Here is a 23,959-nt window from a genome sequence, read left to right on the forward strand (position 1 = left end):
ATTTGGTCTCAGGCGCCGGTTTTCATGTCTCCAAAACTCTGTAAAGCGTGGTCCTGTGTGTCAACGTACGTCTAAAAGGTAAGCGGTGTTCCGCCCACACCTTCATTTTGGAGCTGTGATCGGCGAGTCTGATTTCCTGATTTGGAGATCGGCTTGTGTCTAGACTTGATCTTACGCTTGACCCGAGGCCGCCTGCGGCGCGTATCTTTCTACGATTTCAGTCAGATTGTCTTCGCGCATGTTTGTGACCACAATTTCTGTTTCAGCGACGAGCGCTCTCAAGCGCTCCCAGCCGAGCGAACGTTCAACAACCGCCTCTTGATCCTCTCCCGATTCCTTCGCCGCCAACATGGCCTTCGCCATATGGAGAAGCGCGCGTGCAGATGCATCAAGCGCTTTTGCTCGATGAACAACATTTTCTCTGTCGGCGCGTTCGGCACGACGGTACACGCCGCCAAGCATCTTGTCGAAACATGACCAGCGCCGCGTCCGTGAGGATTGCTTCCATCTCGCGGGCGAACACCACCAGAGTGGCCAGTCGGCGCGGGGTATCGAACCGCGAAAGATGCTGGGCGCTGAGAATAGCCGTTTCCCTGGCGATTGCTCTATAGCGCGCACGATGAATCCGTTGCTCGCGATCTGGTTCAACACCCAAGCTGCGGATGAAATCCAAGCGCTCGACGACGCCAACCAGGTTCTTCTGCGTCGGCGCCTCCGGCCAGTCACGTAACCACGCAAGCCTCGTGCGATCTTTGTTGTCGCTGACCGCGGTCAACGCTCGCAGTTCATTGACCGTCCGCTGCTCTAATCCCTCGATGAGATTCTTATGAGCCTGCTTTCGGGCGCGTGCACGCGCCGCCAGACCGATGCGCTCCAGAATTGTCGCCGCAGGCAACAAAATGCCGCGAGTTCGGAGCGCTTCGATCATGGCGGCAACAATGGCCTCGCCGCGATCCATGCCAGTCGCTTCGGTCGTCGCAATCTTTGTGACGGACCGATAATCACCGCGGCTGAACGGACGGACGCCCAGATATGACTGTATGTCGCCGAGATGCTCCCAGCGCGTTTCTTCTCGACGAGCATACTCGTGAAACATTCCCGGCTCGATGCCGAGTTGACCGGCAATGAATGACAGAACGTCAGCGGGCGGAGTCTCGTCAATGCCGAGCACTCGACCTGGAAAACGCTGGTAGGCGAGACGCACCGCGAACCCAAGCCGATTGGCGTCACGCCGCCGTCGACGGACAAGCGCCAGATCGTCGGGCGAAAGCGTATAGTGCCGAACAATTGTCGCCGGATCGTTGGGCGGATCGAATAGGGCCGCCCGGGCCTGCGGCGAGAGGATTTCATGCTTCTTCATCGCCGGCTCCCCTGGCGCACGATCGGTCGTTCGCGCAGCAGTCCGGTTTATCGCTATTTTTCAATGCCTTGGTATCTGCTGAACTCCATCGCCAAAATACCAATAAGCCTCCATCAGCGCCTTAGCGTAGGATTTTGGGAAGATTCTGCGATGACCCCTTGTTCGCGGGACGTCACAGAATCGATGGGAGAACGCATCGGTATCGGAAGCGAACCTCGTTCACTTTTTTCAATAGCCTGCTAGAGCGCGCCTGCTGGCCCAGGCGTAGGTTTTCCTCTATAAGGCATAGACTGTTTTTACGTCTCCTCGGATCTGGAATAGCCCCGTCTAGGAGAAGTTTGCCATGACGATGAGCAATTTGAACGAAGCCGTATTTGCGTCGAGCGAGATTGTCGCCGCATATGCGAAAATGGATGGCTTGCACCGGTGCGAGCAGCATCTCTTCGCCAAATATTTACGGCCCGGCGCCACGATCCTCGATATTGGCGTCGGAGCGGGTCGCACGGCGCCCTACCTTGCGCCGGCAGCGGCGAGCTACATTGGGATCGACTATTCAGAGCCGATGATCGACGCGGCCCGCCGGCGCTTTCCAGCGTCGGACTTCCGCTGGGGTGACGCGGCGGATCTATCAGGCTTCGAGAACGAGCGTTTCGACCTTGTGTTGTTCTCGTTCAACGGCATGAGCTCGATCCCTTCCGACGAGTCGAGGCGGCGCGCGCTTCAGGAAGTGGCGCGCGTGCTCAAGCCAGGTGGAAACTTCATTTTCTCGGTCAGCAACGCCGAGTTTCTGATTTTTCTTCCTGAGTTGCGCGAGGCTACCCTCAAGCAGCGGATCTGGCGCTGCGTGATCTCGGCGACGAAGACGCTCGGTCTCCTGTGGCGACAGCTCAGAAGTGGAGTTTTCTTCAGAGGAGAAGGCTATCTCCCCGTGCCAGTCCATAAAGGCATGCGCCTTTACGCGGCCACACCAGCGATCATTTCCGCTGAGGCGGCGGCCGCAGGGTTATCTGTGGTCGAGAAGGTCGATTACGATTGTTATTTCGACTGCTCGCGATATGCGGTCGGCTCCTGGTGCTATGTGGCCGAGAAGCCGTGAATTGACGCTCCGAAGCCTCGTTAGCGCGTGAGAGAGAGAGCCCCTTCCGCGGACAGCGCCCACCCCTCCTCCAGGCGCCCGCAATGCGGTCGGCGCTTCATTTCTTCGCGTGAGATCGCCCCTCGGCTTCGGCCTTCTCCAAAGCTTCCCGCTCCGGGCCCTCCAAAGCCTTGGCTTGCTCCTCGTTGAAGCGTTTGGCGTCCGTCTGGTTGCCTTCGCCTTCGTTTCCTGTGGATGTGGTTTGGTTCATGGCTCTCTCCTTCACGGGCGGGATAACCGAGCGCGGCGCCCGATTGTTCCGAGGCGAGCGCGTTTCCCGCTCGAACGGAATCGTTCGAGCGATAAGGAAACGCGCCAAATCAAAATGTTGGAGCATGTCTTGACCGGAAAACCGCTTCGCACTTTTCCGTGACAGGCTCTAAGAGTCGGCGCATCTATGCCCTGACCACAAGGCTCGCCTTGAGGCCTCCGGCCTCGAACTCGAGCTTTGTGGGTCCGCCAAGCTGCATCGGCAAAATCTTTTCCAAGAGCTCCAATCCCAGGCCGCAGGACTTTGGCGGCGACGTCATCGGACCGCCGCTCTCCGTCCATTCGACGACGTGCTGGTTGTCGCTCGCGCCCTCCAACGGCCGCCACTGAATTCCGACATGACCTCGGCTTTGGCTCAAAGCGCCAAACTTTCGCGAATTCGTTTTGAGCTCATGTAACGCCAATCCCAGCGCCAACGCCACGTCCGAGCGCAAGGACAGCTCGCATCCCGACGTCTCGATCTGGCTGTGGCCCAGCGTTTCCGGCAAGGCTGCGGCCACGAGCTCGTCCATCGGAATGGCGGACCAGGAATTCTTGCTCAACATGATTTGCGTGCGGCTGAGAAGCGCCACTCTTCCTGAGAAAGCCTCGCGGAAATCCGGTTCGGGGGAAGGAAATCGGGCGCTCAAATTGGTGATCGATTGAATCATCGTCAGGGCGTTGTTCATGCGGTGATGCAATTCCATGTGCATAAGACGCTCCCGCGCCTGCGCCTGCTTCATCCCCTCGATATCCGTGATGCACACTACCGCGCCCGAAAGCTTACCTTCCTTGTCGTACAAGGGGCCGCCGTTGATCTTGATCCAGATGAAGGACCCGTCGCCGCGCATATAGCGGCACTCCATTGTTGGATTCTGCTCGCCCTGCAGCACTCGAGCCAAGGGATATTCATGGGCTTCAACCTGTTTCCCGCATTCGTGGAAGGCAATCCACTCCCCATAGGCTTGCGCGTCCTTGGAGTAGCGAACCGGATGGCCAAGCATCGTCTCGATCATACGGTTGCCAAAAATAATTCGCCCATCAGGAAGGGCAGCGAGCAAGACTCCTACCGGCAGGCAATCGAGAACCATCTTCAATCGACGCGCATGCTCCGGCGCTTCGATCAATTCCGTGAACATCCCCTCAAATCCCGACAGCGGCATCATGCTCTCCTCAGCAAGCTTTGAGCTCCGGGCTCCCGCTGACCGAGACGACGGCAGCTCAGCGCGCTCACATAACTCATTGCACGCGCGCTGCGCTCAGCGAATCTCAACGCGTCAAGCTTTCCCAAGGCGCGGTAGACGGTCGCTAACGTGGCCTTCGCTGTGGATTTCGCCTCGCGCCGCCATAAGTTACTGAGTATATATTGGCCCGTGTGGGCCCCACGACAAACCCCGCGCGGTCAGCAATGGGAGGATGGAGTTAGATGACGCTGTCCCAACAGATTGCTCCGTATCTCCCCTATTTGCGCAGATACGCGCGCGCGCTTGCCGGCTCGCAAAACGTCGGGGACGCGATCGTCGTTCAAACGCTGGAAGCGATCATCGAGGAGCCCGCTTCCTTTCCCAAGCAGCGTGGAGCTCGCGCCGGCCTGTATCGCGTATTCTCGACCCTTTGGTCGACGATTGCTGAAAGGTCGTTTCCGGCAGAGGAGGATCTTGAGAATTCAGGGACGACTTCCTCGGTGATGCAAAATGTCGCTCGCCTCACGCCGCGATCCCGGCAGGCGTTTCTTCTGAACCTGGTCGAGCGTTTCGCGCCGTCGGACATCGCCTTCATTCTCGACGTCGACATCGAGGCCGTGTCCGGTTTTCTGTCCAGCGCGGAAAAGGAAATCGCAGAATGCATCGCGACCGACGTTCTCATCATCGAGGACGAGGCGGTGATCGCGGCGGAATTATCGATGATCGTGCGAGAACTCGGGCACTCGATAATCGGCGTCGCCAGGACTCAGACGGAGGCGCAGAAGCTGACACGCTTAAGGCGACCGGGGCTTGTTCTCGCCGACATCCATCTTGCGGACGGGAGCTCAGGCATCGACGCCGTGAATGATATTCTTCAGCAGGGCGCCACCCCCATCATCTTCATCACCGCCTATCCGGAAAGACTGTTGACCGGCCAGAGACCGGAGCCGACCTTCTTGATTAGCAAACCCTACGACGTCGAAGCGGTGAAGGCCACGATCTGCCAAAGCCTGTTCTTCGATCAGAAGGCCTCCTCGCATTTGGCGGCGAATTCATAGGACTGGGCGACGCGCCGCGCCTTGGCGGGGCTTGCGCGCCGCCGCCCTTCCGCCCAAGGCTCCGTAAGGCCTTCTGCGCCGCCGCAGCCCCATCAGCGATCGGAAAACACGGCGACCTCGCCCGGCTTGCGCAGCATTTTGTTGACCTCGCCCTGGTGCATCTCTTCGAGATGAACCATCTTTCGCGCATATTCCTCCAGCATCACCGACACGCCTTCCACTTCCTTCAGAAGATCCTTGTAAAGCTGCAGAGCCAAGCCTTCGTGCGCCAGCGATTCACGCAGGATGTCGCCGATGTCGTGCTTGTGCGTCTCGAGCAGCGGACCGATCGCGAGCGAGGGATGGCCGCCGAGATGCGTGATGAGCTCGCCCGCGTCATGCGCATGCGCGAGAGATTCGTCGGCCTGTCCGCGAAGCCAGGAAATGATCGGCAAGCGATTGTAGCCAAACACCATCAGAGAATAATGCGTGTATCGCACCACGCCAGCCAATTCACTCTCCATGATGCGGTTGAGCAGGCCGATGATTTTCTCGTCGCCATGCGCCGAGGCTTCTTTTTTGCCCATGCCATTGCTCCGCTTCAAACTGCGCGTTCCCGTTGCGCCTCAAGGCTCGACCAGCACGCCGTCCGCAACGACAGACGGTTGAGCTCCCGCCCGCTCCAGCTCTCTCAGCACTTCCTCGAATCGGTCCAACGCCCAATCGAGATCCGCTTTCGAGATGACGAGAGGCGGCGCCAAACGGACGACGGTGTGATGCGTTGCGCTCGAGAGCACGCCCTTCTCCAGCAGACGCTCGCAAAAGGTGCGTGCGCTCGAGAAGCGAGGCTGAATTTCCGCGCCCGCCCACAGCCCCAATCCACGCACGTCAGCAAGCACAGGGCTTTTGATCGCGTGCAAGCGGTCGAACAAGTGAGCGCCCAGCGTTCGGCTGCGCTCCACGAGATTCTCCTCGCGAATGACGTTCAGCGCTTCGAGCCCCACGGCTGCGGCCAGAGCGTTGCCGCCGAAGGTCGAGCCATGCGATCCCGGCGTGAACACGTCCATGACCTCGCGCCGCGCGACGAAGGCGGAGACTGGCAACACCCCGCCGCCCAGCGCCTTGCCCAGCGTCACGCCATCGGGCAGCACATTTTCATGTTGGTAGGCGAACCAGGCGCCGGTGCGACCCAGGCCAGACTGGATCTCGTCGAGCAAGAGCAGGATGCGCGCCTCGTCGCAAAGGCGCCGCAGGCCGGCGAGCCAACCGCGTGGCGGCACGATGACGCCGGCCTCGCCTTGGATCGGCTCGACCAGAACCGCGACAGTCCGTTCGGAGATCGCCGCACGCGTCGCCTCGAGATCGCCGAAAGGAACTGCGCGGAAGCCCGGCGTGAACGGTCCGAAGCCATCGCGATATTCCTGCTCGGAGGAGAAGCTGATCACCGTCGTGGTGCGGCCGTGAAAATTGCCCTCGGCAACGATGATTTCGGGCGATGCGACGCCCTTGACCCTTTGGCCCCATCGGCGCGCCGCCTTGATCGCCGTTTCCACAGCTTCGGCGCCGCTGTTCATCGGAAGCGCAGCGTCCAGGCCGGTCAGCATGCACAAGGCTTCGAGGAAGGGCCCCAGCCGGTCGTTGTAATAAGCGCGCGACGGCACAGCGAGCCGATGCGCTTGCTCCGAGAGCTTGGCAAGGATGCGCGGATGCGCATGACCGAGGCTCACGGCCGAATAAGCGCTCATCATGTCGATGTAACGCCGTCCTGCGACATCCCAGAGATACGCGCCCGAGCCCCGAGTCAGCATGACCGGCAGCGGGTCGTAGTTCCTTGCGCAGCACGGGCTGTCAAAGCCTGAGAAACCCATGAAGGCTCCTCCCACTCTTTTCGCCCCTTAGCCTGAGTCTTATCTCAATTCGAGATACGCGTCTCTTAGTACGTGCACTGCATTATGTAAGTGTTGTTAGCGCGCGGTGAAGGCCGAGAGAATCTTTCCGCGCTGAGGTTGGGAGAACGCGATGGCGAGCTCTGAGGCGATCGGCGACGTCGCGCGCGAAGCGGGACAATGGCTGCAGGAGCTGGGCGTCGAGCCCTCGCTGTTCTCGGTCGGAGAGTTGAGGGCGCATTCGCCCATCACGGGCGAGGCGATCGGGCGCGTGAAGGTGAGCGGCGTCGCCGACGTCAAGGCGGCGATCGGCGCGGCCGACGACGCGTTCCGCTCATGGCGCAACGTTCCCGCTCCGCGCCGCGGAGAGCTCGTGCGTCTCCTTGGCGAAGAGCTGCGCGCGGCGAAACCGCATCTCGCCCGACTGGTGACTCTTGAGGCCGGAAAGATCGCCTCCGAGAGTCTCGGCGAAATTCAGGAGATGATCGACATCTGTGATTTTGCGGTGGGCCTCTCCCGTCAGCTGCACGGTCTGACGATCGCGACGGAGCGTCCGGGGCATCGGATGATGGAGACCTGGCATCCGCTTGGCGTCGTCGGCGTCATCACGAGCTTCAACTTTCCCGTGGCGGTGTGGGCCTGGAATGCGGCGCTCGCGCTGATATGCGGCGACGCGATCTTGTGGAAGCCCTCGGAAAAAACGCCGCTCACGGCCCTCGCGACACATACGCTGCTCATGCGCGCCTGTGCGCGCTTTGGCGAAGCGCCCGCAGGACTCGCGAGCGTGTTGATCGGCGGGAGAGACGTCGGCGCGTTCCTTGTTGAAGACGAGCGGGTCAAACTCGTTTCCGCCACTGGCTCTACGGCGATGGGACGGGCCGTCGCGCCGCGCCTTGCGCAGAGATTCGCGCGAGCGATCCTGGAGCTCGGCGGCAATAACGCAGCGATTGTCTGTCCCTCCGCGTCCTTGGACTTGGCCACGCGCGCCATCGCCTTCGCCGCGATGGGAACCGCGGGGCAGCGTTGCACGTCGCTGCGGCGCCTGATTGTGCACGAGGATATCCATGCGGCGCTGCTCGATCGCTTGCGCGCTGCTTACGCCTCCGCTCGCGTCGGCGATCCGCGCGAGAGCCAAACGCTCCTCGGACCGCTGATCGATGAGGCCGCCTATGCAGCGATGCGGGCGACGCTTGACGAGGCCCGAACGCTCGGCGGCGCCGTTACAGGGGGCGAGCGAGTCCTGGCCGAGCGCTTTCCGAACGCCTATTACGTGACGCCGGCGCTCGTGGAGCTTGCCGAGCAGGCGCGCGTGGCGCAGCGGGAGACTTTCGCGCCCATTCTCTTCGTCATGAAATATCGGAATCTCGATGAGGCGCTCGACATGCACAACAGCGTGGCGCACGGACTGGCCTCTTCGATTTTCACAAACGAGCTCTGCGAGGCCGAAAAATTTCTCTCCGCGGAAGGCTCGGATTGCGGCATCGCCAATGTGAACATCGGGCCTTCCGGCGCAGAAATCGGCGGCGCGTTCGGTGGTGAAAAGGACAGCGGCGGCGGACGCGAGGCCGGCTCCGACGCTTGGAAGGCCTATATGCGGCGTGCGACCAACACCATCAACTACTCGAAAGATCTGCCCTTGGCGCAGGGGGTCAGATTCGATCTCTGAGCAAACGCCGAACGAGCCGCCTGGCAAAGCGATCTCAACAAAGCGAGGCGCGGCCCTAGTTAGCCAGAAGGGAGCTATCAGGGATTACGGAGGCAGTGTCGCGCCATGGGCGCTCTCATTTCCGGCGATGCGATCCGGGCGAAATTTTTGGCGCGGCTGTCGGAGATGTGCAAAGCCGAAATGCCGCGTTATCGCGCCATGGCCGAGCTCGTCGCCCGCGTGAATGAAAAAGCTTTGGCCGCCCAGCCGGAGCTTGCAAAGCAGGAAGCGGTCCGCGAGGGCGCGGGCCTCGACGTCGAGCGCCACGGCGCCGTTCGAATCGGGACCGCGTCTGAGCTCGTCCTGCTTCGACGGCTCTTCGCCGTCATGGGCATGGCGCCCGTCGACTACTACGACTTGTCCGTCGCGGGCCTGCCCGTTCACTCGACCGCCTTTCGGCCTCTCACGCAAGCGGCTCTCCAACGCAGTCCTTTTCGCATGTTCGTTTCGCTTCTGCGCTTGGATTTGATTCCTGAACCCGAGCTGCGCGACGCGGCCGCGGCCCTTCTCGCGCAGCGACGCATCGTCACGCAGCGCGGCGTCGAGCTGCTCGATCAGTTCGAGAAAGCGGGCGGTTTCGACGAGCGAGAGGCGGCGGAATTCGTCAGCGAAGGGATCGAAACATTCCGCTGGCGGCCAGAGGCGACCGTCTCGCTCGACGTCTACCGCAAGCTGCATGCCGCGCATCCGCTCCTTGCCGACATCGCTTGTTTCAAGGGGCCGCACATTAATCACCTGGCCGCGCCGACACTCGACATAGACGCCGTCCAACGCGCCTTACGTACGCAAGCCTTCGATCCCAAGGCAAACATTGAGGGACCACCGCAGCGGCGCTGTCCGATATTGTTGCGCCAAACGAGCTTCAAAGCCCTGGCGGAGCCGGTCGACTTCCCGGCCTCGTCCGGCGGCTGCCAGGCGGTGCACACCGCGCGCTTTGGCGAGGTCGAGCAACGCGGAGCGGCGCTGACGAACGAGGGTCGAGCGCTTTACGATCGTCTCCTCGCCGCGGCCCGCGGGATCGGCTCTGGGGACTCAATGGACAATGAGCCAGAGCTCGATCGCCAATTCGCGGCCTTCCCGGACGATTACGCAGCGCTTTGGGCCAAAGGTCTGGCGCTTTTTCGATACCGGCCCACAGCCGAAGGCCTCCGTCGGCGCGGCGAGTTTCAGACGTCCGCCTCGGTCGAGAAGCTATTGGCCGAAGGAAGCCTCGCGATTGAGCCCATCCTTTACGAAGATTTTTTGCCGGTCAGCGCCGCGGGCATATTTCGCTCGAACCTCGCCGAGCGCCGGGAAACGAAATCTCTCGGCCGCGCCAGCCGTCAAAGCTTCGAAGAGGCTTTAGGCTGCGCCGTCATCGACCCGTTGTCGCTTTACATCGAAGACGAGGCCCATTCCCTAGCGGCGAGCCTGAAGGCGCTGGGCCTGCCTCGAGCTCTGCCGCGACACATCGAACCCGGGGGTTGGCGCGGGGAAGCGACGCCATAGTCTAAAGTTCCAAGGAACCATCGACGCCGTGTCCAGCGCGATTCTAGGACGGATGAATGCGACGACTCTTGGTCACCGGCGCGCGGGGTCAGATCGGCTCGGAGCTCGTGCCTGCGTTACGTTCACGCTATGGCGTCGAGCGCGTCATCGCATCCGATCTCGGGGCTGCAGTGTCGGAGGGCCCGTGGGAGCACTTGGATTGCACGGATCTAGAAGCGCTCCGCTCCGTGATGCTGCGACATGAGGTTGGCGAGATTTATCATCTCGCCGCCGTGCTCTCGGCGGTCGCCGAATCCGATCCAGGCAAGGCCTGGCGCCTTAATATGGCGTCGCTTGAGAATGTGCTCACTGCGGCGCGTGAATTGGCAAGCCGCGTCTTTTTCCCAAGCTCTATAGCCGTATTCGGGCCGTCGACGCCGCGCATCAACACACCGCAACTCGCCATCCAGCGGCCCGTCACGATCTATGGCGTGACCAAGGTGGCCGGGGAGCTTCTGTGCGACTACTATGCGACGCGCTTTGGCGTCGACGTGCGCGGGTTGCGGCTCCCCGGCCTCATTTCTTACGTCGCGCCGCCAGGCGGCGGCACAACCGATTACGCGGTGGAGATGCTTCGGGCGGCCGCGCGAGGGGAAGGCTATTCCTGCTTCCTCGCGCCGGAAACGCGTCTCGACATGATGTATATGCCGGACGCAGTGGCGGCGATCATCCAGCTCATGGAAGCGAGCGCGGCGCGGCTCAAGCATCGCACCGCATACAACGTCGCCGCGATGAGCGTCACGCCGGCGGAGCTCGCCGCAGAAATTCGCGAACGCCTGCCGCAATTCATCCTGGATTACTGCGTCGATCCGCTACGCCAATCCATTGCCGATTCCTGGCCGCAATCGCTCGACGTCAGCGCTGCGCGCGACGACTGGGGCTTTGCGCCGCGCTTCGGGCTCAGCGCAATGACGCAGGACATGCTTTGCCATCTCGCCGCGCAGGCCCAATCGGCGAAGGCGCGCCCGCCAGGGGGAACGAGCGATGCAGAACGAAAAACTGGGTAGAGCGCTCGCGGCGCGGCTTGACGAGCTGGCCCAATCGGGCCGGGCGAAGGGCAAGGAAACCGTCATTTGCGGGATCGCGCCCGCGCGCGGGGGCGAGGGTCCGCGCTATCTCGTCGAAGGAGGGGGCGATCGGCTCTTTCTGAGAATGAACGCCAATAATTATCTCGGCATGGCGTCGCGCGCCGAGGTCGTCGCGGCCGAAGCCGCGGCCGCAGCCCGCTTCGGCGTCGGACCCGGCGCGGTGCGCTTCATCGCGGGGACATGGTCGCCGCATGTCGATCTCGAGCGGCGGCTGGCGGCCTTCCATGCCCGCCCTGCGGCCATGTTGTTCTCCTCCGCTTATGCGGCCGTATTGGGGACCGTGGCGCCGCTGATAAGCGATGGCGCCGCGGTGATCAGCGACGAGCTCAACCACAACTGCATCATCAACGCCGTCGCGCTCGGGCGACCCGCGATGAAGCATGTCTACAAGCATCTCGATCTCGGCGAGCTCGAGCGCGCGCTCGAGCGGGCGGCGGCCAAGCATGCGCGAGCGATCGTGATCACGGACGGCGTGTTCAGCATGCGCGGCGATCACGCCCCTCTCGATCGCATCGTCGCCCTGACCCGAAAATACGACGACGCCTTTTCGGAGGGCGCCATCGTCGTGGTCGACGATTCGCATGGCGTCGGCGCTTTGGGAAAGAGCGGTCGCGGCGTCGAGGAGCATGTGAGCTCCGCTCCAGCCGATCTGCTGATCGCGACGCTAGGCAAGGCTTTCGGCGTCAACGGCGGCTACGTCGTTGGAGGGGATACGGTCATCCGCTATTTGCGCGAGACCTCGCCTCTCTATGTCTATTCCAATCCGATCGCTCCCGGAGAGGCCGCCGCCGCTCACGCCGCGGTCGAGATTTTGGACAGTCCGGAAGGCCTGGCTCTGCTCGAGCATTTGCGCGCCATGACGGCCCGCTTCAAGGCGGGCCTGCTCAAGCTCGGATGCGAGACGCTGCCGGGCGAGCACCCCGTGGCGCCTCTGCTGACGCGCGACTCGCAGCGCACGCTGGCCTTGACGGCCGAGCTGCGGAAAGGCGGCGTTCTCGCCACGGGCCTCGCCTATCCTGTCGTGCCCAAGGGACAAGAAGAGATTCGTTTCCAGATCAGCGCCGACCACACGCAGTCAGACATCGACTTCGCGCTCGCGGCTCTTTCAGCCGCACTCTCGGCGCTTGAAGGGGGGCTCTCGGCCGCCCCTTGACGGATGGAGCGCTCCCTCCAACCTGACGCGTTCTTGCAAGTGGCGAAGGGGCTGACCTCCCAATCCCCTGGCTCCTGCCCATTTAATATCGCAAGCGCAGGGCGCATTCTTCCTCGCGAAAGGAACGGTTGAGCATGCCGACGGGAGCTCGACTGACGCCCGAGCGATCGATCGACTCTCACCTGAAAAGGAGTTGAAGAATGGGGACCGCATATCCGAAGCTCGATCTGATCTCGAGCGAACATCTCGAAGGCGCCGCTGTCTATGATGCAAACGGCAAGCAGATCGGCAAGATCGATCGCCTCCTCATCGACAAGACCTCAGGCCAGGTGCGCTATGCGATCCTCGACTTTGGCGGCTTCATGGGATTGCGCCACCGCGCCCACGCGCTGCCCTGGGCGTCATTGTCGTATGACCGGCAGCACGATCGCTACAGCGCGGACGTCAGCGAGGAAGCGTTAGAGGCCGCGCCCGAGTTCACAGCCAGCGGCTTGATGAGTCGAGAGTGGGAATCGCTGGTTCATCAGCACTACAAGACTCCGCCTTATTGGGAAGGGGAAGGCGCCGCCGGCTGATCGACTCGCGCAATTTCGACTCGAATCGCCTTGTCGCCGGAAAATGCCGGCGGCAGGGCGCAGGCTGCGTCAAGCAGCGTGTCGACGCCGGCGATTGATCACGCCACCGTCCAAGATGGATTCGATTTGATCCGCCGTCAGATCATGCTGTGTTTCGATTCTGCGTCCGCCGCTCTCGATTATGATGGGCCCGCCTTCTTGAAGGCTGCGGCGCAAATGGGAGACGAGCAAGACGTCCCCGGCCGCCAGTCGTTCATAGTCGGCCGGGTCGACGAAGCGCAGCGGCAGCACGCCATAGTTGATCAAATTCTGTCGGTGAATGCGGGCAAAAGACTTGGCGAGCACGAGCCTGAGCCCGAGGCAGCGCGGCGCGGCAGCCGCATGCTCCCGAGATGAGCCCTGGCCGTAGTTTTTGCCGCCGACGACGGCGTGGCCTCTTGCGGCGTCACGACCGGCTCGCTCCGCATAGGTCGGATCGATGCGCGCGAAAGCGAATGTCGCGATCTTCTCCAAATTTGACCGATAGGGCAGCACCTTGGCGCCTGCAGGCATGATTTCGTCGGTCGAGACATTGTCGCCCATCTTCAGCAGGATCGGCAGATCGAGCGTGTCGGGAAGCGCGTCGAATTCGGGGAGAGAATGAATATTCCTTCCCTTTACGAGCTTCACCTCGCGCGCCTCTCTCAGCGGGCAGGGCTGCTCGAGAAGCATGAAGGAAGAGACAGGCGTCATCGGCTCAACGAGCCTCGGATAAGGCGTGGAAAGCGTCCTTGGATCCACGATCTTCCCGGCGAGCGCCGAAGCCGCGGCGGTTTCGGGAGAGCAGAGGAACACCGCGTCCTCCTCCGTCCCTGAGCGGCCCGGAAAATTGCGCGGCGTCGTGCGCAGCGAGTTGCGGCCGATCGCGGGGGCCTGGCCCATGCCGATGCAGCCATTGCATCCGGTTTGGTGGATGCGCGCGCCCGCGGCCAGAAGCGCCCCAAGCCGGCCGTCGGCGATGAGCGCTTGCAGCACTTGTCTCGAGGTGGGGTTGACATCAAAGGACACGTCCGGCGGGACTCTGTGGCCCCTGACGATCTCCGCCGCGATCGCGAAATCGCGCCATCCCGGATTTGCGGAGGAGCCGATATAGGACTGGGAGATTTCCAGGCCCGCAATCTCGCTGACCGGCACGACGTTTCCCGGGCTCGACGGCTTGGCGATGAGCGGTTCGAGCTTCGACAGATCGATAAGATCACACTCGTCGTAGTCGCATCCGGGATCGGCAGCGATGGCGCTCCAATCTTCCTCCCGGCCTTGCGCATTGAGATAGCGCCGCGTTGATTCATCGGAAGGAAATAGGGAGGTCGTCGCCCCCAATTCCGCGCCCATATTGGCGATCACATGGCGATCCATCGCGTCGAGCGCGCGCAAGCCCTGCCCGTGATATTCGATGATCCTGCCGACGCCGCCGGCGACGCCGCGCCGTCGTAACAACTCGAGGATGACGTCCTTGGCGCTGACCCAGGGCGGCAGCTCGCCAATCAGCTCCACGCCCAGAATCGCCGGCATGGCGATCGCGTAAGGCTCGCCCGCCATGGCGAGCGCGACATCCAGGCCGCCGGCGCCGATCGCGAGCATGCATAAGGCGCCCGCGGCCGGCGTGTGGCTGTCCGAGCCCAGCAAGCTCTTGCCGGGACGCCCGAAACGCTCCATGTGCACGACATGGCTGATTCCGTTGCCGGGCGGCGAATACCAGAGTCCAAACCTGCGGCAGGCGCTTTCTAGAAAAAGATGATCCTCAGCGTTGAGGTTGTCGACCTGCAACAGGTTGTGATCGACATATTGCACGCTGACCTCGGTCTTCACGCGATCGAGCTTCATGGCTTCGAGCGACAGCATCGCAAGCGTGCCCGTAGCATCCTGCGTGAGAGTTTGGTCGATGCGCAAGCCGATGGGCTCGCCGGGCGCGAGACTGCCGCGCACGAGATGAGCTTTGATGAGTTTCTGCGCGACGTTGAGGGCCATGTGCGCCGACCCGGCATTGGTGGGGCAATTCGATGCAACAAAGATAGAATTAGGCCCCTCGGCTGACAGAGACTTCGGAGATTTTATGTGAATGGCGCGATGGCGCCGCTCGCGCTCGTTGATTAGATAAGGAGACGCGCCGCCCCCTCGCGGTCGCCTTCTCTTTCTCAAACCGCATAGGTGCAGCATGAACACCGCCAATCTTCAACTTGAAGGCGTATACGCCGTGCTTGCCGCGCTGCTCGTGGCGGTCAGGGAGAAGGACGTCTTGAGCAACGACGAGCTGGATCGGATGTTGGCGGGAGTTGAAACGGCCCTCGCCTGCGACGTTCGTCGGCCAACGGAGTTGAGAGACGCCAATGTTGACGCGATCTGCTTTCCCGCCCGTTTCTTGAGACAGGCGCTGAAAGCAGCGGAAGAGGGCCATGCCTTCTCCTTCGCGAGATTCGCGTCGGAGGTCGGGCAGTCGAAAACGGACCGTTAGGACCGCGATCCCGTCCACGCTGGCGCGGACCCCCACTCTGGGCTCCGCGCGCGTCTCGTAGAGCGCACGGCGCGCTTATCGTGACCGTGAAGAATAGAGCTCGTTTTGTGTCGGCTCTGGAGCGCCGTTCAATCGCGGGTCGTCTTTGGGATTGACGTATTCAATATTCCAGGGACCGCTGCCGGAAATCTGAACAACCGAATCCTCGTTGACAAGGGCGTAGTGCACGACCCCGTGCGGCATCGAGGAGAAGCTGCCCGCAGGAAGCGTTTCCACAGAAGCGCGGTCAGCGGCCGGTCCAAGCCCTAGCCTCAGGCTCCCGGAAATCACCGTGAGGTTCTCTGACTGGTTGTGCATGTGCGGCGCGATCTTATAGCCCTTTGGCAATTTCAGGCGCAGCACGAACATGCCAGGCTTTTCTGGATCGCCGTGAAGCACCGCCACCTCCGCTCCCGAAGGCAGGCTGGGCGGAGTCGTCGCCCATTGGATCTCTTGCGGCAGGAAAACCTTGTGCGTGTCGATCGCGTCTGCAGCCTTCACGGGCGAAGAGCTGAGAAGCGGCCCGATCAAAGCTCCGATGAAGACGGCCTTCATTTGCATCTCCTTCGCCTGAGGCGCCTTCGGCGCGGTCCGCAACCCAACGCGCCGCGGCGACTATTTAGTTTCCTCGCGTGCGACATATAGAGCGCGAGTCATGTCGCGCCGTTCCCCGTTGGAGCGAATTTCCCTAGGAATGCCGCGTGTTTCGCGAGCTTGAGCGCCTGTTGTCCTGGGCCTGGCGATGGAAGCCCTGTCGCCACCGCCAGAGGCTCTTGGAGGAGACAAAAGATGGAAAGCTCGATGTTGAGAAATTTCGAGATCAATTTCGGCCCCGTGCATCCTGCGGCGCACGGGGTGCTTCGTCTCATTCTCGAGCTCGACGGGGAGGTCGTTCGGCGAGCGGATCCGCATGTCGGCTTTCTGCACCGCGGCACTGAAAAGCTGATCGAGGATAAGACCTATCTACAGGCCTTACCCTATTTCGACCGGCTCGATTATGTCGCGCCGATGAATCAGGAGCATGCGTTCTGCCTCGCGGCGGAAAAGCTCCTGCGACTGGACGTGCCAGCGCGGGCCCGGCTCATTCGCGTTCTCTATTGCGAGATTGGGCGACTGCTCTCGCATCTGCTTAACATCACGACGCAGGCTTCCGACGTCGGCGCGCTCTCGCCCAATCTTTGGGGATTCGAGCAGCGCGAGAAGCTCATGGTGTTCTATGAGCGCGCATCGGGAGCGCGATTGCACGCCAATTACTTTCGCATCGGCGGGGTTCACCAGGATCTTCCGCCCGAGCTCCTCGACGATATCGAAGCCTTTTGCGATCCTTTCCTTCAAGCTTGCGACGACCTGGAAGTTTTGCTCACGGACAACCGCATCTTCAAGCAGCGCAACGCGGACATCGGAACGATCCCTCTGGCGCAAGCATGGGCGTGGGGTTTCTCGGGCGTCATGATTCGCGCCTGCGGAGCCGCCTGGGATTTGCGTAAAGCGCAGCCTTACGAATGCTACGAAGATCTCGACTTCGACATTCCGGTAGGAAAGCATGGGGACTGCTACGATCGCTATTGCGTGCGCATGGCGGAGATGCGGCAGTCGGTTCGGATCATGCGGCAATGCCTTGCGAAGCTGCGGTCTTCGGAAGGAGCGGGGCCGGTCATGATCGAAAACCATAAGATCGCGCCGCCCACGCGACGCCAGATGAAGCGCTCGATGGAAGCCTTGATCGAGTCCTTCAAGCTATACACGGAAGGGTTTCGCGTGCCGGCTGGCGAAGTCTACGCCGCGGTCGAGGCGCCCAAAGGGGAATTCGGCGTCTACCTCGTCTCCGGAGGCGCCAATAAGCCATACCGCTGCAAAATCAGAGCGCCTTCCTTCGCGCATTTGCAAGCGATGGAGCGGCTTTCCCAAGGCCACATGCTCGCCGACGCGTCCGCGATCATAGGATCGCTCGACGTCGTTTTCGGCGAGATCGACCGTTGAGCCTGCGCTTCCTGCGCCGCGTACTTTCCACAGGTCGCGCGGTGGATCCCGAGGGATGGAAAACGCCGCCAGAGGCGCAATGTGCTGGATTGCGTCGGGGCTCACATCCAGGCGAGTGCGGACGGCGCAGCCGAATCCGACGGGAGCAACCGGATGATCGAGTCGCGCTGGAACGCCGACCTCTTGGCGCAATTCTTCGGCCTCCTCTTCTTGCTCTTGGGAGCGCTGGGCTTCACCCCGAACGCCTTCGTTTCGGTCGATGGCTTCTTTACGGTGAATGATCTGCAAAACTACGCGCATCTCGCCACGGGCGCTCTGTTCCTGGCCAGCGCGCTCCTAGGCGCGCCGATCACGACACTGCGTGGCGTCGCCCTTCTCTATGCGATCAGCGCGGTTGTGGGGTTCGCCTTTCCCGATGCGGACATGATCAAGGGCTTCGAGTTGAGCCTGGCCGATCGATGGCTGCACGCCGGCTTGGCCTTCGTGCTCCTTCTGGTGGGATTCCTGGCTCCGATAGAGGAAAGGCTGTCTTCCGCCCAAACGTAATCGCGGGCCGGCCTTCCCGCGTCGAGCGTCGGGGCCAATCGAGTTTGGATCGCGTTGCGTTTTGCGCATGAGGCGGCGTGATTTGGAAACTGTTGGGCGCGCGGAGAGCGACAAGGGCGAGACCATGATGGACAAAGATCATCTAGCTCGAACGGCGAAAGCTTTGGTGGCCGAGGGCAGAGGGATTTTTGCCGCCGACGAGAGCGGCGGAACGATTGCGAAGCGCTTTGCGGCCATTGGCGTCGGATCGACGGAGGAGACTCGTCGCGACTATCGCGAGCTGCTGTTTCGATCGAAGGACGCGCTAAGACAATATATATCCGGCGTCATTCTCTTTGACGAAACCATCAGGCAGTCGGCGAGCGATGGCGCGCCGCTCGTCAAGCTGATCGAGGCGGCAGGGGCGATTCCAGGCATAAAGGTGGACTTGGGCGCGAGGCCGCTCCCCAACTTCCCCGGAGAAACCATCACGGAAGGTCTCGACGGGCTGCACGACCGGCTCATGAATTATTACGGCTTGGGGGCGCGTTTCGCCAAATGGCGCGCCGTGATCGACATCAACCAGGATACAGGCGTTCCAACGGAATATGCAGTCGAAGCGAACGCACGGGCCCTGGCGCGATATGCGGCCCATTGCCAAGACGCGAATCTCGCGCCGATCGTCGAGCCTGAGGTCCTGATGGACGGGGATCACGACATTGAGCGTTGCGCCGAAGTCACCGAGTTCGTGCTCAATCGCGTCTTCGCCGCGCTCTACGAGGCCCGCGTTTTTCTCGAGGGAATGGCGCTCAAGCCCAACATGGTCGTTGCGGGCAAAAAATGCGCGCGCCGAGCGCCGCCCGAACAAGTCGCGGAAGCGACGCTGAGAGTCCTGCGGCGAACCGTTCCGATCGCGGTTCCCGGCGTCGCCTTCCTTTCCGGCGGGCAGTCGGATGTCGAGGCCACGGCAAATCTCGACGCCATCAATCGGATTCGCGGGCCCTGGGCCCTCACCTTCAGCTACGGCCGGGCCTTGCAAACCTCAGCGCTCAAGTGCTGGGCGGGAAAGCCCGAAAACGTCAAGGCCGCGCAAGCGGCGTTCACGCACCGCGCCCGGATGAACGCGCTGGCTTCGCAGGGCCGCTGGACGGAAAAGCAAGAGGAGGCAGCTTGACGTCGCCGCGTGCTGCTGCGCTCGGGCGGCGAGGAGAAGAGCGCGTCCTCCTACGCTTTATCGCCCGGGTCTTTGGCCCGCGGCTCCTCCTGTCGCGATCCGTTCGTGAGCCTTGGGATCGTAATGAAGAATGTCGCTCCCTTGCCGGGCTCGGACTCGATCGACAAGCTCCAGCCATGACGATCCGCGATCGACTTGCAAATGGCGAGCCCAATCCCGGTCCCCGGATATTTGGCGTTCGAATGCAGCCGCTTGAATGGCTCGAACACCATTGTGGCGTATTTCGTTTCAAACCCGATTCCGTTGTCGACGATTGAAATCCTGGCGCCGCCTTCTTCCAAGGGATCGACGAGGATAAGCACTTTGGCGGTCTCACCGGGCTTACGATATTTGATCGCGTTGGACACAATATTCTGCATCAGGCTAGCAAACTGCATCCGGTCGGCTTCAAATTTCAGATGCGGCGCGCGGTTGTCGATTTCAGAGCCGGTCTCGCTGATCAACTGCGACAAGTCCTCGAGGGCGAGATTGATTTCGTCTCTGAGGTCGAGCGCGTCGAATGTCACCACGTCGTTGATCGTCCTGGAATAGAACAAGAGATCGTCGACGAGTTCACGAGCTCGCAACGCCGATGAGCGAATCACATCCTTCGCGCGAGACATTTCGCCGCGATCGGACTTTTCGATCGCCTGGTCGAGAAAATCCGCAAAAGCCGCAATCTTGCGCAGAGGTTCTTGCAGGTCGTGCGAAGCGACATAGGCGAACTGCGCCAGGCGCTCGTTCGCCCGCTCCAATTCCGAGGCGCGGCGCGCGAGGGCGGCTTCGGCCTCCCGCCGCGCGCTGATGTCGAGCACCGTCGCAAGCACGAAAGTTTCGCTCACTGTCTCGATCGGCGTCAGTCCGATCTCAACCGGAAATTCCGTTCCTCCCCGCCTGACGGCGCGTAGATCGCGGCCGAGACCCATGGCGCGCTTGCTCGGATTGCGGAAAAAGTCACGATGCAGTTGGGTGTGGTGATTGCGCAGATTTTGGGGAATGAGCGAGTTTAGAGGCATTCCCACGAGCTCGGTCGCCTCGTAGCCGAACACGCGCACGGCTTCGGCGTTGGCGAAGCGGATGCGGCCTTCAACATCGGCTACAATAATCGCCGCCGGCGCTGCCTCGATCGTCAGACGAAACAGCTCGTCGTCCTCTTTGAGAAGGTCCACCGTCAACCCTTGTCCTCCTGCTTTCAGGTTCTAAGTGGGCGCTAAGTGAACGGTCAGCAAGCCGTTTCCAGCGTCGAGGGCGCTTCGCCGCTCGCGCGGTTGTGAGGAAAGAGGGATCATATGGCGCCAGCTCCGAGCGGGCAAAGGTTGTGTCGACTCCTGCTGGTCGAGGATGACGAGGATGACGTGTTTCTGTTGGAGCGCGCCATGGATTGTGTTCGTAACAAGCTGGAGATCGATATCGAGTGCGACCACGTCGAGAACGGACTCGAAGGACTCTATCAAGTGTCGAAGGAGGACCTCACGGATAAACTTCCCGACGCCATCGTTCTTGATCTCAACATGCCTCGTCTTGGCGGCGTCAAGTTCCTAAAAGCATTACGCCAGTCTTTTCTACTGAAGGATCTGCCAATTTTTGTGCTGACGACGACGACATCGATCGCAATTCATGAGGAGGCGATGCGCGCCGGCGCCGACAAGGTCTACGTCAAACCCAATGACGCCGAAGCTTTGGTGGCGATCGCGGGAGAGATCATCGCAGCCTGCTGCGTCGCTCAGACGAATCGCCTTCAAGCCAGCTGACGCCGTGGCCACCGGGAGCCGGAGCGGCGTGTAGCGGGACAGCCGGGGTGCGAGATGCCGCCGCTCGATCTAAACGATTCTGGCGATCCTGCTCCTCGGTCCCTCGGTCGGCTCCATGAGCCTGTCGGAAGCGAGCCGCGCCGGCGGGCGGAGGCGCAGGCGACGCTTGTTGAAACCAATGTGCCCGCGCGGCTCGACGCATTGCCGTGGAGCCGCTTTCACAGCCTGGTCGTTGTCGCTCTCGGCGTGACCTGGATTCTTGACGGGCTCGAGGTGACCTTGGCCGGAGCCGTGGCCGGGGTTCTTACGCAAAGCGTCGGGCTCGGCCTGACCGCCTCGGAAGTCGGTCTGGCGGGCGCCGCCTATCTTTGCGGAGCCGTCCTCGGCGCGCTCGCCTTCGGGTGGATGACCGACAGGCTCGGGCGACGAAAGCTGTTCTTCATCACCTTGGCCGTCTATCTCGCGGGGACGGCGGCGACGGGCGTGGCTTGGAGCGGCGGGAGCTACACGCTGTTTCGCTTCATCGTCGGGTGCGGCATCGGCGGCGAATACGCCGCGGTCAATTCAGCGATCCAGGAGCTCATACCGGCTCGACTGCGCGGCTGGACCGACCTCGTGATCAACGGGAGTTTTTGGTTGGGCGCGGCGGTGGGCGCGGGCGCGTCGATTTTTCTGCTCAACCCGGCGGTGATCCAGCCCTGGCTCGGTTGGCGATTGGCGTTCATGATCGGCGCCGCGCTCGGGCTGCTCATTCTTCTCCTACGCAGATGGATCCCGGAGAGCCCGCGCTGGCTGATGCTGCACGGCCACGCCAGCGAAGCCGAGGAGATTGTCGGCCAGATTGAAAGCCAGTCGTCTCGCCGGCTTTCGCCGGAGGAGCTCGATCGCCTCCCAAGGATCAAGCTGCGCAACCGCGGCTTCACGCCGCTCACCGAGATCTATCGCGCGATGTTCCGGCTTTACCCGCGCCGCACGATGGTCGGCCTCGCGCTCATGGCCTCTCAGGCCTTCCTCTACAACTCGGTGTTCTTCACCTATGCCTTGGTCTTGACCGACTTCTATGGCCTCGACGCCACTCAGCTTGGATGGCACCTGCTGGCCTTGGCCGCAGGCAATTTCTTAGGCCCCCTGTTGCTCGGGAGGTTATTCGACACCCTGGGGCGCCGGATCATGATCACCGCGACCTATGTCATTTCCGGCTTGCTGCTCCTCGGCGTCGGATATCTGTTTCAAAAGGGGCTTCTAACGGCGGAGCAGCAGACGATCGGCTGGATGGCCGTGTTCTTCTTCGCCTCGGCGGCCGCAAGCTCCGCCTATCTTACCGTCAGCGAGACCTTTCCACTCGAGATCCGCGCCATGGCGATCGCCGTTTTCTATGCGCTCGGAACACTCCTGGGCGGAGCCGTGAGCCCTTGGCTGTTGGGAACGCTGATCGGAACCGGAAACCGGGCGCGGGTTTTCGAGGGCTACGCTCTCGGCGCGGGGCTGATGATCGCCGCGGGCTTGATCGAATGGGCCTGGGGCATAGCGGCCGAGCGGAAAGCTCTTGAAGCGGTCTGCCGGCCGCTCGGCGCGGTCGACGATTGAGGCGCTGGAAGCGCCACCCAGGGCTGCATCACGTCGAATGTCGGGACGGGCGGGAGGCGTGAGGCGGCCAAGGGCAAGGCGGGCGCCTCGAGAGCTTGCAAGAAGCTGCTCATCCAATTGCGCGCGTCACGCTCGCGCACGCGAGCGAGCAGCGCGGCGTGCCGCTCGATCTTCTCCTGCTTCGGCATCAATATGGCGCGCTGCATGGCCTGCGCCACCTCATCCGCGTCATAGGGATTGACGACGAGCGCCTCTTCCAAGTCTTCGGCCGCGCCTGCGAAACGAGACAGCACCAGCACGCCAGGATTCTTCTCGTCCTGGGCGGCGATATACTCCTTCGCGACGAGATTCATGCCGTCGCGTAAGGGGGTCACCAGACCGATTTGACTGCCGCGATAGAGCGCCGCAAGAGTGTCCCGCGGAACATTGCGGTGCACGTAGCGAACTGGCGTCCAGTCGAAATCGCCAAACTGTCCGTTGATCTCGCCCGAGAGCGCTTCCAACTCATGGCGAATATCGGCGTAAGCCTTGACCTCCTCGCGCGACGGCGGCGCGATCTGCATCAAGGTGACGGCCTTACAGTTCTCCGGATGAAGCTCCAACAAGCGCTTGAAGGAACGGAACCTGTCCGGCAAACCCTTCGTGTAGTCGAGGCGATCCACCCCGATGATGTTGACGCGCGGCTCGCCGCGTCGATGCAGCCACTGGATCCGCCTTTCGGCCTCGGGATGCTGCGCCATTGCGGAGAAAGAATCGACGCAAACGCCGGCTGGAAACACGCTCGCCCTGACAACACGCCCCCCGACGCGCACGACGTCCGGCGTGAGCATTTCACCGCCCATCGCCTCGCACAGGAAGCGGCAAAAATTCGCCTGGTCGGTCCGCGTTTGAAAACCCACGACGTCATAGGCGAGCATCGCCTCCATGAGCCATTCGTGCTCAGGCACCGCTACGAGCATGTCCGGCGGCGGGAACGGAATGTGCAAGAAGAAGCCGATGCGATTTTCGATCTGGCGCGCGCGGAGCTCCGCGGCGAAGGGGATCAGATGATAGTCGTGAACCCAGATGAGATCGTCGAGGTTTAGGAGAGGAGCGAGCGCGTCGGCAAATCGACTGTTGACTCTTCTGTAGGCGTCGCGGTTTTCCGGAGTGAAACGCGCAAGATCCAGCCGGTAGTGATGCACCGGCCAAAGCGCTCCATTGCAAAAGCCCAGATAGTGCTCCTTATAGTCGCGCTCGGAGATCGGCATGGTGACAAAGGTGACCTTGCCGTCGCGTCGGCAGGCGACCCCGATGTCCGCCTCGGAGGCGACGATGTCGCCATTCCAGCCGAACCAGACGCCGCCGCGATCCCTCAAACTGTCGAGAATGCAAACCGCCAAGCCGCCCGAGGCGGGGCACCCCGGATCAGCGACCCGATTCGACACCACGACCAGCCGATTCATGTTCATTCTCCCAGACGGGCGACGGCGCC

At 62.0% G+C, this 23,959-nt stretch carries 22 protein-coding genes and 1 pseudogene; 13 read left to right on the top strand and 10 right to left on the bottom strand.

Annotated features, from left to right (window positions below; genetic code table 11):
- Positions 1-171: 171 nt before the first annotated feature.
- Positions 172-351 (bottom strand): hypothetical protein, encoded by a 180-nt coding sequence (locus tag QMG80_RS02025; protein WP_085771300.1) that lies wholly within the window; start codon positions 349-351, stop codon positions 172-174.
- A gap of 37 nt (positions 352-388) precedes the next feature.
- On the bottom strand, positions 389-1,360 hold the full coding sequence (locus tag QMG80_RS02030) for a DUF4158 domain-containing protein (RefSeq protein ID WP_085771301.1): 972 nt from the start codon (positions 1,358-1,360) through the stop codon (positions 389-391).
- 343 nt (positions 1,361-1,703) lie between these two features.
- On the opposite strand from QMG80_RS02030, the gene QMG80_RS02035 reads away from it, so the two are divergent.
- Positions 1,704-2,456, top strand: a complete 753-nt coding sequence (locus tag QMG80_RS02035; RefSeq protein ID WP_085771302.1) for a class I SAM-dependent methyltransferase — start codon at positions 1,704-1,706, stop codon at positions 2,454-2,456.
- Between the two features lie 97 nt (positions 2,457-2,553).
- Here the strand turns inward: QMG80_RS02035 and QMG80_RS02040 are convergent, their stop codons facing one another.
- A complete protein-coding gene (locus tag QMG80_RS02040; RefSeq protein WP_158658684.1) occupies positions 2,554-2,706 on the bottom strand; it encodes a hypothetical protein in 153 nt (50 codons plus the stop codon).
- Between the two features lie 184 nt (positions 2,707-2,890).
- A complete protein-coding gene (locus QMG80_RS02045; protein ID WP_158658685.1) occupies positions 2,891-3,907 on the bottom strand; it encodes a PAS domain-containing sensor histidine kinase in 1,017 nt (338 codons plus the stop codon).
- Between the two features lie 263 nt (positions 3,908-4,170).
- Here QMG80_RS02045 and QMG80_RS02050 point away from each other — a divergent pair, with 263 nt between their 5' ends.
- On the top strand, positions 4,171-4,986 hold the full coding sequence (locus QMG80_RS02050) for a response regulator (RefSeq protein WP_085771305.1): 816 nt from the start codon (positions 4,171-4,173) through the stop codon (positions 4,984-4,986).
- A gap of 92 nt (positions 4,987-5,078) precedes the next feature.
- Here QMG80_RS02050 and QMG80_RS02055 read toward each other — a convergent pair whose 3' ends face one another.
- A complete protein-coding gene (locus tag QMG80_RS02055) occupies positions 5,079-5,552 on the bottom strand; it encodes a ferritin-like domain-containing protein (protein WP_085771306.1) in 474 nt (157 codons plus the stop codon).
- Between the two features lie 39 nt (positions 5,553-5,591).
- A complete protein-coding gene (gene rocD, locus QMG80_RS02060; RefSeq protein WP_085771307.1) occupies positions 5,592-6,833 on the bottom strand; it encodes an ornithine--oxo-acid transaminase in 1,242 nt (413 codons plus the stop codon).
- Between the two features lie 151 nt (positions 6,834-6,984).
- Between rocD and amaB the strand changes: the two genes are divergently transcribed.
- The 5 genes from amaB to QMG80_RS02085 all read left to right on the top strand — a co-directional run bounded on the left by amaB (position 6,985) and on the right by QMG80_RS02085 (position 12,899).
- Positions 6,985-8,517, top strand: a complete 1,533-nt coding sequence (gene amaB / locus QMG80_RS02065; protein ID WP_085771308.1) for an L-piperidine-6-carboxylate dehydrogenase — start codon at positions 6,985-6,987, stop codon at positions 8,515-8,517.
- Positions 8,518-8,622: 105 nt separating this feature from the next.
- Complete coding sequence (gene hglS, locus QMG80_RS02070) at positions 8,623-10,044, top strand: 2-oxoadipate dioxygenase/decarboxylase HglS (RefSeq protein ID WP_085771309.1); 1,422 nt, start codon at positions 8,623-8,625, stop codon at positions 10,042-10,044.
- Positions 10,045-10,100: 56 nt separating this feature from the next.
- Entirely contained in the window at positions 10,101-11,090 is a 990-nt protein-coding gene (locus QMG80_RS02075) for an NAD-dependent epimerase/dehydratase family protein (protein WP_085771310.1), read from the top strand.
- Positions 11,068-12,324, top strand: a complete 1,257-nt coding sequence (locus tag QMG80_RS02080; RefSeq protein ID WP_085771311.1) for an aminotransferase class I/II-fold pyridoxal phosphate-dependent enzyme — start codon at positions 11,068-11,070, stop codon at positions 12,322-12,324. The genes QMG80_RS02075 and QMG80_RS02080 overlap by 23 nt, the downstream gene beginning before the upstream one ends.
- Before the next feature lie 200 nt (positions 12,325-12,524).
- Positions 12,525-12,899, top strand: a complete 375-nt coding sequence (locus QMG80_RS02085) for a PRC-barrel domain-containing protein (RefSeq protein ID WP_085771312.1) — start codon at positions 12,525-12,527, stop codon at positions 12,897-12,899.
- A gap of 69 nt (positions 12,900-12,968) precedes the next feature.
- Here QMG80_RS02085 and QMG80_RS02090 read toward each other — a convergent pair whose 3' ends face one another.
- Positions 12,969-14,906 carry an aconitate hydratase gene (locus QMG80_RS02090; protein ID WP_085771313.1) on the bottom strand — a complete coding sequence of 646 codons (1,938 nt, stop codon included), beginning with the start codon at positions 14,904-14,906 and terminating at the stop codon, positions 12,969-12,971.
- A 187-nt stretch (positions 14,907-15,093) separates the two neighbouring features.
- Between QMG80_RS02090 and QMG80_RS02095 the strand changes: the two genes are divergently transcribed.
- Positions 15,094-15,390: a hypothetical protein gene (locus tag QMG80_RS02095; RefSeq protein ID WP_085771314.1), complete on the top strand. Its 297-nt coding sequence runs from the start codon at positions 15,094-15,096 to the stop codon at positions 15,388-15,390.
- 75 nt (positions 15,391-15,465) lie between these two features.
- On the opposite strand, the gene QMG80_RS02100 is transcribed toward QMG80_RS02095, so the two are convergent.
- Positions 15,466-15,984: a cupin domain-containing protein gene (locus QMG80_RS02100; RefSeq protein ID WP_085773614.1), complete on the bottom strand. Its 519-nt coding sequence runs from the start codon at positions 15,982-15,984 to the stop codon at positions 15,466-15,468.
- Between the two features lie 234 nt (positions 15,985-16,218).
- Here QMG80_RS02100 and QMG80_RS02105 point away from each other — a divergent pair, with 234 nt between their 5' ends.
- The 3 genes from QMG80_RS02105 to QMG80_RS02115 all read left to right on the top strand — a co-directional run bounded on the left by QMG80_RS02105 (position 16,219) and on the right by QMG80_RS02115 (position 19,108).
- On the top strand, positions 16,219-17,409 hold the full coding sequence (locus QMG80_RS02105) for an NADH-quinone oxidoreductase subunit D (RefSeq protein WP_085771315.1): 1,191 nt from the start codon (positions 16,219-16,221) through the stop codon (positions 17,407-17,409).
- Positions 17,410-17,562: 153 nt separating this feature from the next.
- Positions 17,563-17,955: a DUF4383 domain-containing protein gene (locus QMG80_RS02110; RefSeq protein ID WP_085771316.1), complete on the top strand. Its 393-nt coding sequence runs from the start codon at positions 17,563-17,565 to the stop codon at positions 17,953-17,955.
- 127 nt (positions 17,956-18,082) lie between these two features.
- A complete protein-coding gene (locus tag QMG80_RS02115) occupies positions 18,083-19,108 on the top strand; it encodes a class I fructose-bisphosphate aldolase (protein ID WP_085773615.1) in 1,026 nt (341 codons plus the stop codon).
- 50 nt (positions 19,109-19,158) lie between these two features.
- On the opposite strand, the gene QMG80_RS02120 is transcribed toward QMG80_RS02115, so the two are convergent.
- Positions 19,159-20,316, bottom strand: coding sequence for a sensor histidine kinase (locus tag QMG80_RS02120; protein ID WP_245300255.1), 1,158 nt, complete (start codon positions 20,314-20,316; stop codon positions 19,159-19,161).
- 120 nt (positions 20,317-20,436) lie between these two features.
- Here QMG80_RS02120 and QMG80_RS02125 point away from each other — a divergent pair, with 120 nt between their 5' ends.
- Both QMG80_RS02125 and QMG80_RS02130 read left to right on the top strand, forming a co-directional pair.
- Positions 20,437-20,898, top strand: coding sequence for a response regulator (locus tag QMG80_RS02125; RefSeq protein ID WP_085771318.1), 462 nt, complete (start codon positions 20,437-20,439; stop codon positions 20,896-20,898).
- A gap of 54 nt (positions 20,899-20,952) precedes the next feature.
- Positions 20,953-22,485, top strand: a complete 1,533-nt coding sequence (locus QMG80_RS02130; protein WP_085771319.1) for an MFS transporter — start codon at positions 20,953-20,955, stop codon at positions 22,483-22,485.
- Between the two features lie 98 nt (positions 22,486-22,583).
- On the opposite strand, the pseudogene QMG80_RS02135 reads toward QMG80_RS02130, so the two are convergent.
- Positions 22,584-23,936 (bottom strand): annotated as a pseudogene (locus QMG80_RS02135) (alpha,alpha-trehalose-phosphate synthase (UDP-forming)); the annotation flags it as partial.
- Between the last annotated feature and the right edge of the window lie 23 nt (positions 23,937-23,959).

It is taken from the genome of Methylocystis bryophila, assembly GCF_027925445.1.
GTDB classification, from domain to species: domain Bacteria; phylum Pseudomonadota; class Alphaproteobacteria; order Rhizobiales; family Beijerinckiaceae; genus Methylocystis; species Methylocystis bryophila.